The sequence below is a fragment of the Pseudomonas sp. LF020 genome, assembly GCF_053456425.1.
In genome coordinates this window covers 570,576-587,354 of the sequence record NZ_JBRFIX010000001.1, presented here as the reverse complement: position 1 = coordinate 587,354, position 16,779 = coordinate 570,576, and the positions used below count along the sequence as shown (strand labels likewise).

14 protein-coding genes are annotated in these 16,779 nt (G+C 55.8%); 5 read left to right on the top strand and 9 right to left on the bottom strand.

The features are described 5' to 3' along the window. Window positions 1-74: 74 nt before the first annotated feature. Genes ACU680_RS02760 through ACU680_RS02740 form a run of 5 tightly spaced genes read right to left on the bottom strand, consistent with a single transcriptional unit; the run spans window position 75 to window position 7,567 of the window. On the bottom strand, window positions 75-989 hold the full coding sequence (locus ACU680_RS02760) for a PD-(D/E)XK motif protein (RefSeq protein WP_448178594.1): 915 nt from the start codon (window positions 987-989) through the stop codon (window positions 75-77). After that, a complete protein-coding gene (locus ACU680_RS02755) occupies window positions 982-1,680 on the bottom strand; it encodes a DUF6339 family protein (protein WP_448178593.1) in 699 nt (232 codons plus the stop codon). Before ACU680_RS02755 ends, ACU680_RS02760 begins: the two co-directional genes overlap by 8 nt. Next, window positions 1,677-2,636 carry a hypothetical protein gene (locus ACU680_RS02750; protein WP_448178592.1) on the bottom strand — a complete coding sequence of 320 codons (960 nt, stop codon included), beginning with the start codon at window positions 2,634-2,636 and terminating at the stop codon, window positions 1,677-1,679. Before ACU680_RS02750 ends, ACU680_RS02755 begins: the two co-directional genes overlap by 4 nt. Further along, complete coding sequence (locus ACU680_RS02745; protein WP_448178591.1) at window positions 2,633-4,678, bottom strand: hypothetical protein; 2,046 nt, start codon at window positions 4,676-4,678, stop codon at window positions 2,633-2,635. Before ACU680_RS02745 ends, ACU680_RS02750 begins: the two co-directional genes overlap by 4 nt. Window positions 4,679-4,681: 3 nt before the next feature. Further along, the gene (locus ACU680_RS02740) at window positions 4,682-7,567 is read right to left on the bottom strand and encodes a Z1 domain-containing protein (RefSeq protein WP_448178590.1); all 2,886 of its coding nucleotides are present in this window, start codon (window positions 7,565-7,567) and stop codon (window positions 4,682-4,684) included. Between the two features lie 408 nt (window positions 7,568-7,975). On the opposite strand from ACU680_RS02740, the gene ACU680_RS02735 reads away from it, so the two are divergent. The 3 genes from ACU680_RS02735 (at window position 7,976) to ACU680_RS02725 (ending at window position 10,549) form a co-directional block, all read left to right on the top strand. After that, window positions 7,976-8,395: a very short patch repair endonuclease gene (locus tag ACU680_RS02735; RefSeq protein WP_448178589.1), complete on the top strand. Its 420-nt coding sequence runs from the start codon at window positions 7,976-7,978 to the stop codon at window positions 8,393-8,395. Between the two features lie 385 nt (window positions 8,396-8,780). Then, window positions 8,781-9,290, top strand: a complete 510-nt coding sequence (locus tag ACU680_RS02730; protein WP_448178588.1) for a BRO-N domain-containing protein — start codon at window positions 8,781-8,783, stop codon at window positions 9,288-9,290. A gap of 275 nt (window positions 9,291-9,565) precedes the next feature. Next, window positions 9,566-10,549, top strand: a complete 984-nt coding sequence (locus ACU680_RS02725) for a hypothetical protein (protein ID WP_448178587.1) — start codon at window positions 9,566-9,568, stop codon at window positions 10,547-10,549. 3 nt (window positions 10,550-10,552) lie between these two features. Here the strand turns inward: ACU680_RS02725 and ACU680_RS02720 are convergent, their stop codons facing one another. Continuing rightward, window positions 10,553-11,689, bottom strand: coding sequence for a hypothetical protein (locus ACU680_RS02720; protein ID WP_448178586.1), 1,137 nt, complete (start codon window positions 11,687-11,689; stop codon window positions 10,553-10,555). A 63-nt stretch (window positions 11,690-11,752) separates the two neighbouring features. Beyond that, window positions 11,753-12,568 (bottom strand): sulfite exporter TauE/SafE family protein, encoded by an 816-nt coding sequence (locus ACU680_RS02715; protein WP_448178585.1) that lies wholly within the window; start codon window positions 12,566-12,568, stop codon window positions 11,753-11,755. A 110-nt stretch (window positions 12,569-12,678) separates the two neighbouring features. Between ACU680_RS02715 and ACU680_RS02710 the strand changes: the two genes are divergently transcribed. Both ACU680_RS02710 and ACU680_RS02705 read left to right on the top strand, forming a co-directional pair. Continuing rightward, window positions 12,679-13,446 carry an AraC family transcriptional regulator gene (locus ACU680_RS02710; RefSeq protein WP_448178584.1) on the top strand — a complete coding sequence of 256 codons (768 nt, stop codon included), beginning with the start codon at window positions 12,679-12,681 and terminating at the stop codon, window positions 13,444-13,446. Window positions 13,447-13,539: 93 nt separating this feature from the next. Continuing rightward, entirely contained in the window at window positions 13,540-13,848 is a 309-nt protein-coding gene (locus ACU680_RS02705) for a helix-turn-helix domain-containing protein (RefSeq protein ID WP_448178583.1), read from the top strand. Window positions 13,849-13,857: 9 nt separating this feature from the next. On the opposite strand, the gene ACU680_RS02700 is transcribed toward ACU680_RS02705, so the two are convergent. Both ACU680_RS02700 and ACU680_RS02695 read right to left on the bottom strand, forming a co-directional pair. After that, on the bottom strand, window positions 13,858-15,375 hold the full coding sequence (locus ACU680_RS02700) for an amidase family protein (RefSeq protein WP_448178582.1): 1,518 nt from the start codon (window positions 15,373-15,375) through the stop codon (window positions 13,858-13,860). 112 nt (window positions 15,376-15,487) lie between these two features. After that, window positions 15,488-16,564 (bottom strand): MBL fold metallo-hydrolase, encoded by a 1,077-nt coding sequence (locus tag ACU680_RS02695; protein ID WP_448178581.1) that lies wholly within the window; start codon window positions 16,562-16,564, stop codon window positions 15,488-15,490. Window positions 16,565-16,779 lie beyond the last annotated feature (215 nt).

Below are 16,779 nucleotides of genomic sequence, written 5' to 3'. Positions count from 1 at the left end.
TCGCGACGATCACATCCTCCGTACAGGCGGCTGGTGCGTCGAATCGACTCTTGGTAGGAAACTAAAGTCAATCTCTAATAAGGCTGAGACGTCAGACCGGAAAGATCCACTCTATACTCAAACTGAACAACGCCTTCTGGGAGCACTCCACCTATAAAGCTTGCAGGCGATATTCGGGGAAAGCTGTCATCAACAGTATAGGACCGTGCTTCGAGCAGGTTGTATTCCTCCTTCCGAGCGGAACATCCTGCCTCCATCCCGAGCCGCTGCAACGCGCCCTCCAGCATGACTGCGTCTACGCCGAGCGCAATGAGACGATCACAGATTAGATCGATCGACAGACCATCATTGACCGGCTCAAACCTGAAGTGGACCAGTTTTAACGGTTTACCAGATGAAGCGGCCAGCTGGAACTGCCCGGAGATATTGATCACAGAGCCGTAGCGACTGATCGTTGACTTGACCTCGTAATCTGTCGTCGGAGTCTTGATATCAACTACGCCGCCGAAGGGGCCGCTCCACTCATAGGTAGCTCCTTTGATGACCAGCGCTTCCAAGGCCAGCAGTTCAGCAAGTACGTCATAACCATGCTTGTCGACTAATGCATTGCCCAGCAAATGCCGCCACCGTTGCCACCAGGCTAACGGGTCTGCCAGCAGCGCTTGACGTACAGCAATCCCGGATTCAACGCTGATCATATGCTCGCAGATCAAACCGAACTCGTTACGGAGCCATTCAATGGATGACTCCAGCCGCAGGAACCTCTGATGCTTTCCCGCGACAACCCGTTCCACCGTCCGGAGCTTGGCGCCAGCAAACCCTTCTGAAATCTCCAAGGGTTCGGAGCACTCAACGGCAACGCCGAACCTGTCGCCTTCACGGAAGACCCACGCTGGGCACGCTGCAGGCATCGCCTTGATGGGCAAAATACGGCCACTCTGGTCAAGGTTAGCGAAGCCTTCCTGAATCTCTTTCAGTAAATCAGTCATGATCACTATTCAAATCGATGGGTGCGCATCCCACGTCGGCAAATAGTGCGTCGACGTAGCCAGACAAACCGCCTGCGCAGAATACGGGCTCCTTTAGCACAATCTGCGCTGTATTTAGCTTCATGATTGCCCTGAACTGATCCTGAGATGGTGTGCGCAACCTTCGCATCCTGAAAATCAGCCGTGTCAGATCAATCCTGAAACCGCCTTTGCCAGGCCGCTCGACCAATTGTACGACCGTATCCGTGGTCACACTCTCCAGTACTTTTCGAGTGCTTTCCTCGGAGCCCTGCCACGTCAGATGAACGGTCCACCACATCGCCCTTAAATAGATGCGGCTTCGCCCCTTCCAGAACCGCACAGGCGGGGTACCGCCCCAACGACTTTTCACCAAATCCGGTAGAACGCGCAAGGTAAGAAAGCGCCACCACCCATCATCTGCGGCGGTGCGGATGTCCATGCCCGCCTCTGCCAATATTCGGTATAGGGCAAGGCCAACTTTCATGTCATAGGCGCCAGGACCTGAAGCGTTGCTCCTTGCGGTTGGATCATACAGCGACACACTGGCAAGTAGTTGACAGCGTATTTTTTCCAGTTCCGGGTTGGATATATCGGGGAGAAACGCATCGTTTTTGACCATCTCGTCAAAGTGGCGCTGCGACAGTTTAGAGTTCAGTGTCGGGAAACTCATACCACGTTCTCCACTTCCCGGACCCGTTGATCAAGCCAGCATTGAGTAGATATGAACAGATCCGGAAGTGAGCCTGTATTCAGATTCCCCATTCGAATGAAAGAGCGCACTGCGTCTGCGATACTCGCGATGCCTTCATCGGCATCGGGCACGCTTAGATACGCATCGAACTGTACCCCCATGTCTTCCTTGACTTGGGCAATGACCAGCGCAAGCCAAGCTGCGAACACCTGACGCATCAACGGCGACTGCTCGATATTTAAACCACGGCGGTCGCGCAATTGTTCGAAATGCGGATGTGCGTTGTTAAGTACAAGGGCCACGTAGTCGCTGGAGAAAGGCTCGTCCTGCGGATCACTCCAACAAGCTCTCAACTGCCACAGCGGTCCCTCTGCGCCCAAAGACTCTTCTAGCACCGGAAAAAGGGAGCCATCGCCGTCAATTACGATTTCGATTGGTTGTGCCAGCGGACCTAGTCGTGAACCTGACTGATGCGCAAATCCGGGAGAGAATGCTGCGTTGTATTGGCCTAAAAACGCTTGAACCGAGAGAAAACCGCTACCTCTGACAGTCCCGGGCTCCAGTTCGATGTTGAGCAGCACAGCCCCGCCCTCTTCGTCGTGCATCAGGTCATGAACTACCCCAAGCGTTCGCCAGCAGGAATCTGCAGATGTCCATTCCAGCGCCAGCAACACCTTAGCGTCCGTGCTCGCTACACCGTCGGGACCAAAGATAGCCTCCATCAGCGGCGCCCTCTTGATCAAACATTCAACCATCAAGGGATGTTCAGCCGGGTTCCAATCACTATCCTTACCCAAGGCATATTGATCACCACTCATCGCCGTCGCGCCCGGATCAAGACCGTCATGTGACCGGAAGACATAGTTCACTTCCGACTCGCTTCCACCGCCAAGTGGCGCATTCAGCATTCGATATAGCGGCAGTCGAGTACTCATTCCGCCGCTCCATTTGCATCCGAAATCCGAACTCCAATTACCGGCCGCAACAACTTGCCACCAAGGTCAGTCATCCTGACCTGGAGCTCCCCCTCCAGCACGAGCCCCGGTTGAACAAACGCAGCACCAACCCTCAGCATGACACCGGTTCCATTCGCAGTTTCCGTGCTTTTTATAGAAGGGATCACACTACTGATGCGGGGTGAGTCCAGTTGAAACGGGAACGTGCCGAGTCCGCTATCGAGCCAGTTACTAAAGCTAATTGGCCCGGCTTCGGAATCTACAGAAACGGTGATTTCCCTAGGTATATTTGGCTGCAGCATCCCCCATCTCAAACACCATTTCATGACGATGGCGGATGCTGTATGCCTAACCTCCATTATCTCCAGCTCGGGCGTAGGCACCGCACCTCCTCTGGAAACTTGTCCAATGGCCGCACGGGGTGCCGCTTTGCCAAACCGCCCATCCGCACCAAACCCACGACTCGGCAGCACGAGCTCGGCAAGTTTGCGTGACATCCGCATGGAAGGTTTGACAGTCACGCTAGGCTGGGACGGTACGCCGAAATCCTTCAAGGCACGGCCACACTGGGCACGAATCTTTTCAACGACTCGCCCTCCGTTTATGTCTACCCACTCTGCATGATCCGCACGCTCGCAACTCCTCAGATACCCTTCGAGATTCTGTATGGTCGAACGTAACCCTCGAGCTTCGGATGGCTGGAGCTGCTGGTCCGAATCGGGTAGAAAGAGTCCCACAACGTATCGTCCGTCCGCAAAACCGGCGAATCCACCGGTCCAGCCTCGCGAATCAATACTGTCATCCCAACATATGTTCATACCGGGCGAGCGCATGAAGGTCATGATAGGTCGATGGGGCGCACCGCTGTCTGTTTTGGAGAAGATGCAGGTTTCTGGGCTGGGAGCGTTGTCTGGCGCATCCATTTGCAACTGGCGCGGGGTTACCGCCAAGGCAAGCAGCAAGCCCGCCTGACTGCCACTAACAAATTCACCGCGCAACTGAACAGGTCTGCGGAGTAGATCATTGCTCTTGACGCCCCTAGCAGTCAGATAATCTTCCTCCACAGGCGCCTTTCCTACTGCACGGTCATACAAGCACTGGCTCACTCGAAATATCGGCAACATGTCCGCACTAGTGATCTCCTTGCCATTCACCGATGCGCTCAGATATCTACCACTGGCGAAGAAGGGGTTGTCCAGCCGCGCATTGAACCAGCGCTGAATCGCAACATTCACGTAATCTTCATAACTGCTGCACCACCATGGCGCCGGCCCTCTTTCTTCATCGAACACCGGCAAAAGGTTTTCTTTGAGCAGTGGAATGATGATTGCCGTTCCAGTTGTTTTACCGGTGAAAGGGTGAGCACCGAATGCCTCCAAGATTTCGTGAACGTGCTCCGGCGCGGTGATTGCTCGCAAACTATCATTCGCCACCCACCAGGCAATACCGGTTTGCGTCGTGACCTGCAGGCGGTCAACACGGTTTTCATCTTCGACCAGCGAAGCTACCAGCCGCTCTTCGTACCCTTCGACCGTCTTGATCCGGCTGTAGTAGATAACTAGACCAGCACCCATGCGGAAGTAACAGGTCTTGCCCAATCCCCACGAGCCACCCGCACCGTCGTCCGCACGAGTCCGACCGATCTCGAACGCAAGCTTCAGAAAGTTGCCATGCTGACCATTCGCTTCCACGCTATCGAAGGTCATAGGCCCAGTCAGCCCCTCGGTACCCGAATCACGAATTTCAAGCAGTTTCGGAGTGCGCGGATAACGCTTCTCGAGCATCTGTAGATTCAGTCCTTCGCTGAACGTCGAGGCAATGGCATCCAGCGAATGCTCGCGAATATGGAAATCCACCGAAACCGGAGTCGCTCGATTTCCGTGGCGTCCTGCGTCGAGCGCATTCTGAATGGATTCACGTACCAGCAGATCCAGAAGAGGCGTTTCTTCGTTCTGCAGCGCGCGAAGAAGGAATGCACCAGATTCCTGCATGGGTTGCAGTTGAAGGCTGTGATACTTCATGGGTCAGATCCCGTCTATCGTTTCTTCGAGATTACCTTCCGATACTGTGAAGGTTTCCGGGATATTGACCGTTACATGAGTGACGTAGTTTTTTTGCTTGCCTTGGGAACCAGGCAGATAAAGACTGATGCCTACGATGTGCGCCTTGGCATTGAGCGAATCCCTCTCTCGGCGAGGCGCGGCAGCGACTTTTCTAGAAGGATCATAGGGACTGTCTTTGTCGATGAGGTAGATCAGCAGTTGAGGTACTGTTCCGACACCACCTTTGCTGCGAAGCTTTGCCACCTCTAAATTGGTAAAACCGGCTTTCGAAAAGTCACGCTCTTCAAGGCCTTGGGTATCAGCCAGCAGATCCTTCGGATCTCGCAGTGCACCAATGGACACGCCACCATCCGAACGTTTGTCAGCGAAGCGGCTACGGTTGACCCGACCAACAGCCTTACCAGAAACCTCCCAGCTGTTATCCGGTTTGGGGGTGCTGCCCGCCACCACGACATTCCAATTCGTGTAGCTGGCGTTCTCAGCGTGCTCATCGAGCCATTTCAGAAAGGCTTTCATGTCGGAGAAGAATTGATTCCCGGGATGAAATGACAGGCCTCCCAGATAATCGGCTACCTGATTGACGTCAACGTTACGCCAAACAAGGCTGTTGGCTCCCTTCAAGTCGGACTTTGTTAGGTTTGTGCCTGCCGAATTCAGAAATCTCTCCGTTGACGACAAATTGGCATCCAGCACCGCGGCAGCATCATCGCCGTCATGGAAAACGGTTGTTTGTCGGTTTATTCCCGAAAAGTCGAATTCTGCCTTGATAGCGCGCTGCATCCTGTTCGCACCTGTTGGGCGAATCCAAGCGAGGCGCGAATGTACGCGGACACGAGGCCCGAATTCCTCAGGCTTGGCGCCGCCATGCATGAAGCGCTGCAGATCGTCACGAAGCTCCTCCTCCGCCACTGTCATGAACTCGTACTTCACTCTCGTATCATCGGACATCCAGATACGAGGCAGCAGTTCATAGCCCTTTCGGTAACCAAACCAGCGACCCATCTGCATGAGGGAATCTGCTTGCGCGGAACCGCGCAGGAAAAAGGTACTGACCAGATTTTCAATAGTCAGCCCTCGGGAAAGCGTCCCGCCGCCGATGACAATGAACGCCGTGCAAAAATCAAGGCCTTGCTCCGTGTCAGGATAGAACAACCTCCGAACTTCGTTCTCATCTGTCACCCCGTTATTGGCGCAGTTATCGACACACACGTGGATACCGCGGTGGTACGTCCGTTTGGAATCTGCATCCAGCTGGATAGCCGTTACCGTATCGAGAAGTGTCCGGATTTCTGCAAAGAAACTATCAAACGTCGGCAGCTCACAAAGCTCGGAGAGCCGTCCGTAGTCGGGAAAGCGCTCGGCAAACTGCGCAACATCCAGACCTGACGAAACCCTATCCCACACAGGTCTTAAAGTATCGGCTAATTCATCATCGCCATACTTCGACCACGTTTCGAGCGCCGCCTGCACCGCTTCGCTCATGTAATCATGATGAAGCTGCCTCGCGCTGGTGTGGATCAACATGCTTACGGGCTTTGCAGCGCCAGACAATCTCATCACGGCGACGCAGCATAGGTACCAAATCAGACTTTCTTGCAGCGCAAGCGGCAGTATCAGGTTTTCTCCCTTGTGAAGCCTACCAATCTGTTTGAGATCTTCATCGGAGACTTCACGAACGATTCCAAGCGGCTCCTTGTTATGTTCGGCGTAACCGAAAATCTGCACAGGGCCGAAATGTTCGTCCGCCTGCGGCAGAGCCGCGATGAAATCCATGGGATACAGAGTATCGCCTGGTCCTTCATTCAGAAAGTTGGCGGCAGGTGTGGCTGTGAACGCGACGTAGTTCACGCATTGAAGCGGCAAACTGATCAACCGCAGGATGAGTTCATTAATGACAGTACGTTCGTCCTTCGAAACGTCATTCGAATTGATACCCGCCTGATCCGCCTCGTCATCAATCACTACGAGCCGCATCTGCGACATCCCCAAAGAATGCGCCTCGATCCAGTCAATAAGATGCCTCAGCCGGGCCGGGTTCTTCAAACAAACAACAAGGTGACGGTCTCGTCGGCCAGCGTCGAACTGCATGTCCTGTGCACGAGCGCCATAAGGGCTGTTTCTCGACGGATGCTCGATCGCTTTCCAACTAACGTTAGCATCATGCTGGAACAAGTCGCCGACTAGACGCTTGCTGGTTTGTACCCGTAGGTTCTCGAGTGTCCCGGTGAGCACGACGAACAGGTTCCATCGATAGTCGGCTGCCATGGAAATCAGGCCCGCCATGTTGGCCGTCTTACCGGACTGTACATGACCGACCACCAACCCTTTCACAGGCATGCGATCTTTTGTTGTCTGCCGAAGGTGCTGCAGGACGCGCACGGCAGATCTCTGAATATTATCGACCGAGGTTCCCTTCCAGCCCTGCGCGATCAGATATTTTCTGTAGAGCTGCCATGCACTTCGCCCGTCTTGTGGCACTGCCATGCCGGGCTCGGCCTCTTCCGCCCCTACAATGATCAAGGGGCTCGCCGCGGCGACAGATTGCTGTTCCGCCTGCTCCTTGTGCCGAACAATCTCCTTCCAGCATTCAAAGCGCTCTTCCGGGCTATTGCCTAGCGAAGGCCAGTCGTCCATTTCCTCCTGTAAAAGGAGCCAGTCATTGACTTTATCAAGTGACTCTCCCATTCGGCCGAGCTTGGCAATATCTTCCCAACTCCTGCCTTTCAGGCGCCAACCATCAATGAACGCGCGACATTTGTCGTACGCTGGGTCAATAATGTAATCAGCCATTAGCATCCCTTCTGTATTCGGAAGACGACTTGAATCAGGAATATCGGCTGCATCCAAGTCAGGGACCGGGATAGTGGCATAGCGCCGGCAACCTTGCAAAACACCTTTCCCGAGCAGTCATGAATTGCAAGCCTTTCGTTGCTCGCATACATTTCCTCGCCGTCAGAAAACGATATCTTTTCAGTCTTTTCAAAGATCCTTTGATTATCTACTAGTGCACTGTTGCTATAGGTCGATAGCCGCGTGAGTGAGAATTCATCATGAGCGACCAAGCGGCCATGCCCTCTTTTTGCATAACTGACCGGTTGTCAACGACGCGGTTACAGTTTGTCTATTCCATTCGCCCCTATGTCGGCGGCGAGTTAGGATGTCCTTCAATCTGAGGGTCGGAAGGCAAATTCGCTGTTCGATCAAGTGTCTCGATCAATAAATCGAATCTATAGACTAGCGCGGGTGCCTTATTGGATGAGTGCAGACATTGTCTCCCCCGAACACCGCTCCAAGATGATGTCAATGATCAAGAGCAAAAACACCAAACCTGAAATGATCGTGCGTTCAATTTGCCATGAATTGGGGTTTCGTTATCGCCTGCATCGAAAAGATCTGCCAGGTTCTCCTGATCTGGTATTCCCCAAACACCGATTATGTATCTTCGTCCACGGCTGCTTTTGGCACCGACACCCGGGCTGCAAATATGCGTACACACCAAAAAGCAGACCCGACTTTTGGCTTCCTAAACTCGCGAAGAATGTTGAGCGGGACTTGCAGGTTCAGGAGAAGCTGAAGGCGCTTGGTTGGAAAGTAGTAATCGTTTGGGAGTGCCACACCAAAGACAGAGAAGTCCTACACAATGAAATCCGTTTTGTATTCGGTTTGAATGCGTAGACCTACGGCATCGGGCAAATAGTCGATGATCAATTTTATAGGATTGACCAAGCCACTTTGACGCCCTAGGCTGCTGTTCTGGCGCCTAAGAAACGCCTTATCCAGAGCGGTCCTCCGCACCCGACAGTCATGCGGCTTTTTTCGTCTGCGGTTTCTCTACGCCTGCGAAAAGTCCCGTTATGTCGGGAGTGGGCGAATACAAGACCCGAAAGGGGAATATGTCCGGCCCGTCTCTGGTGGGTTTCTTAGCTCCCGACACCCTAACGAATGCCCTAAGAAAGCAGCCAGAGGTAAATGGAAATGCCTGACTATCCAACCTTCATGATGAAGGTGAATCGCTGTACCCGCCGTTCAAATCCCGTGCATCCAGGTCAGGAGGCATGCCATGTCTGAACCACTTCTCCCGACTCGTTTCACCCGAAACAAAACCCACCTGCATGCCCTTCTGGTCGAGAATCAGGCGTGGTTCTGCGTCCATGAGTTGGGCCGGTTGATGGGTAAACATCTTGATGAGCGCCAGTTGCGCAAACTCGACGCTGATCAGCGTCAGATGATGTGCGTGGAGACCTATGGCGAAACCGAGGACCACATGATGGTGAGTGAGTCCGGTGTGTATGCACTGCTGATCTATCACTACTGTCCTGAGTACCGGCAGCTTCGTGAGTGGCTGACGCATCAGGTTGTGCCTGCTCTGCGTGATGCACGTCCGGCGCGTTCGGTTGAGCGTCCGATATTGAGTGTCTTGAGTTGGCCGCAGATGTCTCTGAGTACGTTGCACTGGCAGGATGAGCCGTGGATTCGGTTGCGGGACATGCCGTGTTTGCTGGCGGAAGATCCGTTCAATCGGCAGGAAACCTGGTGGCGTAAGGCTTCGCGATTGTTGCGTGGTTGCTGATGGTTTGAAGATCCGCTGTTTGAGGTTCAAGCAGCGGATTTTTTTTGGCTCAAAATGCTTGGGGCTGCTTCGCAGCCCAGCGGGAGCAAGCTCCCTCGCCACAGGGGTGATGTGCTGCCTGCAGTGGCGGGGTGAGGATTGAAATCTGGTTGATGCCCGGAATCGCCAACAGGCTCACTCCCACAGGTTTTGCATCATCCTGAAAACAATCAGTGCAAGCCGCGCCGCCTCCCGCTATTAATACCCCTCCCCCACTCAAGGACCCGAGCCCCACCATGAAATTCGATCTCGCCTACTGCCTCAGCCTCGACGACAAGTTGTCGATCTATGACGTTCGCGATCTCAATTTTGATGAGACGGTGGCGTTCGATTCTGCGAAGGAGCATTTCCAGTGCCCCAACGACGCCTGTCGTGCGGCGTTCGATGCATCTAACGAGTTGGGCACTTTCAACGCCAAGAACGTGAATTACGTGCGCACGCCGCACTTCAAGAACTTGCCCGGTACGCAGCATGTAGCGGGTTGTCCGTATGTGAGTTTGAAGGCGTCGGCATCCGGGGTTGAGGCGGTGGATGGCGAAACGGATGACGGGCGGGAGGAGCATTTTCCGTCGGAGTTGTTGCTGACGCGGCGTGAGTATGTGCGCAAGCCAGCTGCGCCTGCGGGGGCGGCGGATGTGTTGCGGGATGATCCGGTGCGGGTGGCGCAGGTGAGTTCCAAGGAGTCGCCGGGGCGTGAGACGGCGCCGGACAAGACCAGTGTGTTTGCGCATCCGGTGGAGTGTTTTGTGTCGAACTTCGCCGACAAGGAGTTGCTCAAGCGTATGCCGTTGAAGATCGGCGAGCACACGGCGCCTTATAGCTCGTTCTTCAAGAAGATCGAGTATCTGACGGACAACAAGGGGCTGATTTACTGGGGCAAGATCAAGGAGATCAAGGATTACACCCAGAGTTTTCGCATCGATTTCGAGCAGAAGGTCTGGTTCAAGCAGGCGGATGAGGCGAAGAAGAAGCCGTATTCGGTGAACGTGTACTTGAGCAAGAAGTTGATCGACAACTACCGCAAGCGCAAGGCGTTTCTGGAAGAGATCAAGCATGCGATCGACAGCGACAAGGAGTTGTTCTGTTTCTTCTATGGCGTGACGCCGGAGTTGAAGCAGGTGCCGAGCAAGAAGAACCCCGAACAGACGTTCGGGGTGTTCAGTGCCAACATCGAGAACCTGGATCACTTTATTGTGCGGGAGGCGCCGGGGTTGGCGTGATGGTTAGCCTTTGGGCAATTGCAGTTTGGCTTCGCCACGGTGCTGGTTGACCAGCGAGTACGGCAGCACTGACCAATCAGGGTTGTCGCAGTTACGTTGGTAACGGGCGAAGTAAGCGCCCAGGTAAATCCCCTTCGGTGTGAAGTGCCAGTTGGAATAACCCCAGACGCTTTCATCGGTGTAATCGCAACTGCCGTCATCTTCGGCGGGCTTCTTCATCTCTTCGGGATAGAGCGTGGTGAACTGTTTGACCAGCCACGGTGCCATGACTTTCATCTGATCATATTCGGTGGCCGCGCTGTTGGGTTCACCGATCCACAGTACATTTTTGAGTTTCAACAATTCGCCGGTGTGGACGTCGAGGTTGATTGGCGAACTGCCGAAATCCGGGTGGGCACCGCCGCAGCTGTAACCGGTGGAAATGTCCAGGCTGACCACATCCGGCGAGAGAAACTCCGGGGCAGCCCCTTGATCGAACTCGGCATATTCCCCGCCATCCATCATGCAGCGGTGATAGTCGATGACTTCAGTCCAGAGCCGTCCGAGCAAGTGGTTGTTGATCCGCTGCTGCTCTTCCTTCGTATAGCCAGACTCGACACTGAACAGCGAAATCTTCGACTCAGGCTCCGTCCACCATTGCAGGTCGTAGCCCATGAAGTTTTCTTTCTTCTCCGGTTTGAGCTTGAGTCCCTGTAAGCGCAAATACTCGTAGGGATCGCTCTTCGGCAAAGTGGCAATAAAGGGCAACGTCGTTGCAGTTGGCGCGGGAAGTTTAGCTTCGGTCAGTTGTACCGGCAGCTTCTTGCCCTTGGGATTTTGCCATTCGCCCTGCCAACCATTGGCGGTGGATTTCAGCTTCAAGGTTGGCAACGGTTTGTCGTCGCCATAGCGGTTGTTGCCTTCAACCAGGTTCAACGTGCTGTCCTGCAGCGAGCCGCTGAGTTCCAGGTCGCGGTGATACTTCTCATAGAAGTAACGGCCGGTCACTTCGTCCCGTTGTGTGGTGTTGAGCTCCAGCACAATTGGCATCTTGCCCAGCGTACCGGTGAACACGTGTCGGCCATCTTCGGCATGGGCGGTGGAAATCAGTGTGAACAGCGCCGCAGCATATGGCGCCAGGCGCAGCAGTCCCTTGAGCATGGATCGATCCCTGAATGAATGAGGCTGCGAAGTATGCAGAGGATGCGTGCAGGAATCGAGGCTCTACTTGAGCAGCATGCCCAGCATCACGATGATCAGCAGTGCGATGTACACCCAAGCATGCACCCGATCCGGTATCCGCCCGATCCACGGCGTGGCCAACCGAATCCCGACCAACGACCCCAGCGTCAGCACTGCAAACGCCAGCAAATCCACATACCCGACAAACCATGCGCCCAGATCCGTCTCGCTGAAACCGGCCAGCGCCATGTAGGTCAGCGTCCCGGCCACGGCCACCGGCACGCTCAGCGGGTTCGCCATGGACGTGGCCTGGGACATGCTCAACCCGCAGCGGCGCAACAGCGGCACGGTCATAACGCTTCCTCCTACGCCGAGGAACGTGGCGATGGCGCCGATGCCTACACCGCCGGCGGATGTTTCCTTGCGATCCAATCGGCGTGGGATGACGCCTTCGTTGCGGGTGAGGAAGCCGCGTCTGAGCAAGCAGTCGATGATGGTCACGCCGAGGTAGGCGACGAAGGCGTAGCGGATGACCTCGCCGCTGACCCACACCGCAGCGATCGCGCCGATGATCGCGCCCAGGGCGATGAAGCCGCCGAGCGGCCACAGGTAATGGCGGATCAGGTTGCCGGCGCGGCGGTGTTTGCCGGTGGCGATCAGGGCGTTGACGATCATCACGCAGGTCGAGGTGGCGACGGCAATGTGCATGGCCGATTGGCCGATGGGGTCGTCGGCGCCATGGCTGGCGCTGAGCATGCGGTAGAGCAGCGGCACGACGACGAAGCCGCCGCCGAAACCAAAGAGCACGGCGGTGATGCCGGTCAGGCAGCCGAAGATAGTCAGCAGTAGGTAGAACATGGCGCGTCTTCCGGTGGTGGAGCGGTCTACGATAGAGCGACGCGGCTTGGCCTGCTTCAGCAACTCAGCCAATAATGTTTGCATTTACGCCAACTACTGGGAAACGCTCGATGCGCAATGTTTCGATCAACCTGCTGGATGACACGCCGCGCCCGGTGGTGGCGATCGGTACGGATTATTCCCACGGCCATCTGTTGCCGTTTCATACACACCGGCGGGCGCAATTGTTGTACGGCGCGACCGGGGTGATGCAGGTCCGCACCCATGACGGCAACTGGGTGGTGCCGCCACAACGGGCGGTGTGGATTCCGCCGGGAGTGGCGCATGAGGTGCTGATGCTTGGGGTGAGCACGCGCAGTCTGTACATCGAGCCGGGGGCGGTGGACTTGGGCCAGCGCTGCCAGGTGATCAGCGTTTCGCCGTTGATGCGGCACTTGTTGATGGAAGCGGTGGAAGTGCCGCTGACTTATGACCTCGAAGGACGCGACGGCGTATTGGTTGACTTGCTGCTGCATGAACTGGCGCGCAGTGCGCCCCTGCCCTTGCACATTCCGCTGCCGACTGACGGAAAGCTCTTGGCTTTGTGTCAGAACTTTCTGGATCAACCCAACGCCCACCAGTCGCCACAACACTGGGCCGAGCAGTTGCACATAAGCTTGCGCACCTTCAACAGATTGTTTCGGCAGCAGACCGGGTTGAGCTTCAGCCAGTGGCGGCAACAGGCCTGCGTGGTGCTGGCGCTGGCGCGGTTGGCCGCCGGTGAGGCGGTGACGCGGATCGCCCTGGATTTCGGTTATGAGAGCCCGGCGTCGTTCTCGACGATGTTCCGGCGCATCCTCGGACAGGCACCGTCCGTCTGGTTGGAGGCGGCGAACTAGGGCAAATCAAAAAATGCGTTTGATCCCGGCCGAAAACAACTGTACAAAAACACAGTACATTTTCAATCAGCACTCTTGAGCCCGGAGCACACCATGGCCTCTCTTGCGATGAACCACATCCTCGAACGCATTGCCCTTTTCCAGTTCACCCCGACGCACTGCGTCCAGGCCCGAGCGATGCTGGGCTGGAGCGTGGAACAGCTGTCGCGCGAGGCGCAGGTTGCGGTGGACGATATTCAGCGGTTTGAAGCGCAGCAGGACGTGGCGGATGCGGCGCGGCTGGCGCTGGCTTACCGGTTCGAGGCGCAGGGGCTGGTATTTTTTCCCGGGTTTGCGCCGGGTCGCAAATTGAATCCCCAGGCCATGCAGCAGAACGTTGTAGAGCGTGGGGATTTTGCTTAGGTGCAATGATTACTTGAACGCAGGGTGCCGCAGTTCGGCCGAGGCTTGTTCATAGCTGTAGGCCATAGCGAACAGTTGCGGCTCGCTCCATGGTTCGCCGAAAAAGAACACAGACGTGGGTATGCCGTTATCGCCCATGCCCGATGGCAGGGTTACCGCCGGGTAACCCGCCACTGCGGCAGAAAATTGCGAGTAACCATCCGCTTCGGCAACCATGGCGTCGAGGTTGTGCTCCCGCAGTTGCTCGTCGATGGCGTCCTTGAAGTTTTTACTGATGGCCAAGATCAAAGCGCTGGCCTGTTCGTGAGTCATGTCCAGCGCATGCATCGCTTCGAGCGTGGCCTGCCCATAGCCCTCCTGGCCGGGATTGAGCTGATTGAAGTCGATCAGGTCCTGCAGCGACTGGATCGGCAGGCCGGAACGGCTGACGAGATATTCAGGCAATTCGTATTTCATCGCACCCATCAGACCGGGTACGAAATTATCGATATCAGGTAAACGAACGGTCACTGGCACGAGCGTCGCACCTTGTTTCTCGAGTGTGGCCATTGCCTTTTGAAACTCCACTCCAGGAGTCAGGACCACGCCGCCCGTCCCCTCGTAAGCGGCGGGATAACCGATACGCTTGCCTTGCAGGGCATCGTTTGCCAGTAACGCCGTGTAGTCGATTCCTGTCGGGGCGGCCGATGTCGCGGAGTCCGCAGCATCCATGCCTTGCAACACGTTGAACATCATTGCCGCATCGCGGACAGTACGTGTCAAAGTACCAGGGGTGTCTTGCAGACGGGTGATTGGCACCACCCCGCTTCGACTGAACAGACCCAAGGTGGGCTTGACGCCAACCACACCATTGGCCGATGCCGGGCAAGTGATCGAACCGTTGGTTTCCGTGCCCAAGGAGATCGGCGCGAAACCGGCCGCCACGGCAGCGGCCGACCCCGAACTGGAACCGCAGATTTCCTCGCTCAATGCGTGTGGATTTTTCCCTTGCCCACCACGTCCGCTCCAACCATGGGGCAACCCCATCTCCCGCACATAAGCCCATTCGCTCATGTTGGCTTTACCCAGAATAATCGCGCCGGCATCCCGCAGCTGTTTAACCACAAAGGCATCGTTGGCTGCCGGCTGACCGACCATGGCCAAGGAGCCGGCACTGGTTTGCAGGCTGTCGGCGGTATCAAAATTGTCTTTGAGCAGTACCGGAATACCATGCAACGGACCACGCGACTGTCCCTCGTTACGCTCGTTATCCAGCGCGGTAGCCATTTCGATGGCTTGTGAATTCAGTTCGATGATGGCGTGGATAGCAGGGCCTTGCTTGTCCAGCTCGGCAATTCGCTGGTGGAAGTGTTCAACCAGTTCAACAGCAGTGAGCTTATTGTCGGCCATCATTTTGCTGAGTTCACTGACGCTGGCGTAATGAAGATCGGCTGCCGAATGGGCGGTGGCAGCGGCACCTGTCGCTGCCAGTGCGACCAATATGGATTTCGTCAGCGTATTCACGCGACGTTTAAAGAAGTTTTTCATGTACATCGTCCTTGTTTAGGCTCATCACGAGTGACTCATTCACTCGCGACCAAGCCTACCGAGGACATAGGAAAGAGCTGTCAGCTAGCTGGACTACCGACAGTAGGAAAAGTCATCCTGACTTGTAGCCGCTACCAGCAATTGGGGCGTTTTCCGACACATCTTGCTCCATATTCAGCCACCACGTGTGCCCCCGCTGCGGCTGCATCAGGTTAAACGCCTCGCCCATTCGTGGCGTGGTGATCGAAACACTGCGTTCCCACGCCAGCGCCAGAATCCGATCAAACGGTTCATGCCAGGCGTGCATCGCCAGGTCGAAGGTGCCGTTGTGGATCGGAAACAGCCAACGGCCCTTGAGGTCGAGGTGCGCTTGCAGGGTTTCTTCGGGTTGCATATGCACGTGTGGCCATTCGACGTTGTAGGCACCGGTTTCCATCAGGGTCAGGTCGAAAGGGCCGTACTGTTCGCCGATGCGTTTGAAACCGTCGAAGTAGCCGCTGTCGCCACTGAAGAAAATTCGCGTGTCGCCATCGATCATCACCCACGAAGCCCACAAGGTGCTGTTGCCGTCGAACAGGCCTCGGCCGGAAAAGTGCTGCGACGGGGTGGCAACGAAGCGGATGCCGGCGATTTCGGTGCCCTGCCACCAGTCGTACTGGCGGACTTTGCTGGCTTCGATGCCCCACTTGATCAGGGTGTCGCCGACGCCCAGCGGGGTCAGGAAGTAGTTGGTCTTGGCCGCGAGTTTCAGCACTGCCTGGTGATCGAGGTGGTCGTAGTGATTGTGCGACAGGATCACCGCTTCGATCGGTGGCAACTGGTCGATGCTGATCGGCGGCTGGTGAAAGCGTTTCGGACCGGCCCATTGCACCGGCGAGGCGCGCTCGGCGAAGACCGGGTCGGTGATCCAGAATTTGTCGCGCATTTTCAGCAACAGGGTTGAATGACCGAGGCGGTAGACACTGTGGTTGGGCGCGGCCAGCAGGTCTTCACGAGTCAGCGGTTGCACCGGGATCGCGGCGGCCGGTCGGGTGTTGCGCGGCTTGTGGAAGATCATGTTCCACATGATCCGCAGCATCTTGCGCAGGCCTTCGCGTTGCACCGGCGCATGGTTGCGAAATAGCCCTTGATCCTGGCGAGAGGCTTCAGGCGTGGAAGTTTGATCCGCAGAAAAATCTGGATTGGCCATGACTGAGAGACTCCAGAAAAACCGCGCAATTCACGGTTTTTTACGGTGGGACGATAAATGGCCAAGGCACGCACGCATCAGCCGAACTGTCTGGTTTTTAGGTTGCGCGGATTAACGCAACATTACACTGGGCGGTGTAGTTTCTAGGTTGCATGAAACTCGATGACAAGTAAACTGCCAAGTGTAATTCCACTCTTTCTCTGCCGAAGCGTACT

Bases quoted from the DNA above. Each gene is read 5' to 3' on its own strand.
- ACU680_RS02760 (WP_448178594.1), bottom strand. From the start codon at position 989: ATGACTGATTTACTGAAAGAGATTCAGGAAGGCTTCGCTAACCTTGAC.
- ACU680_RS02755 (WP_448178593.1), bottom strand. From the start codon at position 1,680: ATGAGTTTCCCGACACTGAACTCTAAACTGTCGCAGCGCCACTTTGAC.
- ACU680_RS02710 (WP_448178584.1), top strand. From the start codon at position 12,679: ATGCGCAATGTTTCGATCAACCTGCTGGATGACACGCCGCGCCCGGTG.
- ACU680_RS02745 (WP_448178591.1), bottom strand. From the start codon at position 4,678: ATGAAGTATCACAGCCTTCAACTGCAACCCATGCAGGAATCTGGTGCA.
- ACU680_RS02750 (WP_448178592.1), bottom strand. From the start codon at position 2,636: ATGAGTACTCGACTGCCGCTATATCGAATGCTGAATGCGCCACTTGGC.
- ACU680_RS02705 (WP_448178583.1), top strand. From the start codon at position 13,540: ATGGCCTCTCTTGCGATGAACCACATCCTCGAACGCATTGCCCTTTTC.
- ACU680_RS02700 (WP_448178582.1), bottom strand. From the start codon at position 15,375: ATGAAAAACTTCTTTAAACGTCGCGTGAATACGCTGACGAAATCCATA.
- ACU680_RS02735 (WP_448178589.1), top strand. From the start codon at position 7,976: ATGAGTGCAGACATTGTCTCCCCCGAACACCGCTCCAAGATGATGTCA.
- ACU680_RS02695 (WP_448178581.1), bottom strand. From the start codon at position 16,564: ATGGCCAATCCAGATTTTTCTGCGGATCAAACTTCCACGCCTGAAGCC.
- ACU680_RS02730 (WP_448178588.1), top strand. From the start codon at position 8,781: ATGTCTGAACCACTTCTCCCGACTCGTTTCACCCGAAACAAAACCCAC.
- ACU680_RS02725 (WP_448178587.1), top strand. From the start codon at position 9,566: ATGAAATTCGATCTCGCCTACTGCCTCAGCCTCGACGACAAGTTGTCG.
- ACU680_RS02720 (WP_448178586.1), bottom strand. From the start codon at position 11,689: ATGCTCAAGGGACTGCTGCGCCTGGCGCCATATGCTGCGGCGCTGTTC.
- ACU680_RS02715 (WP_448178585.1), bottom strand. From the start codon at position 12,568: ATGTTCTACCTACTGCTGACTATCTTCGGCTGCCTGACCGGCATCACC.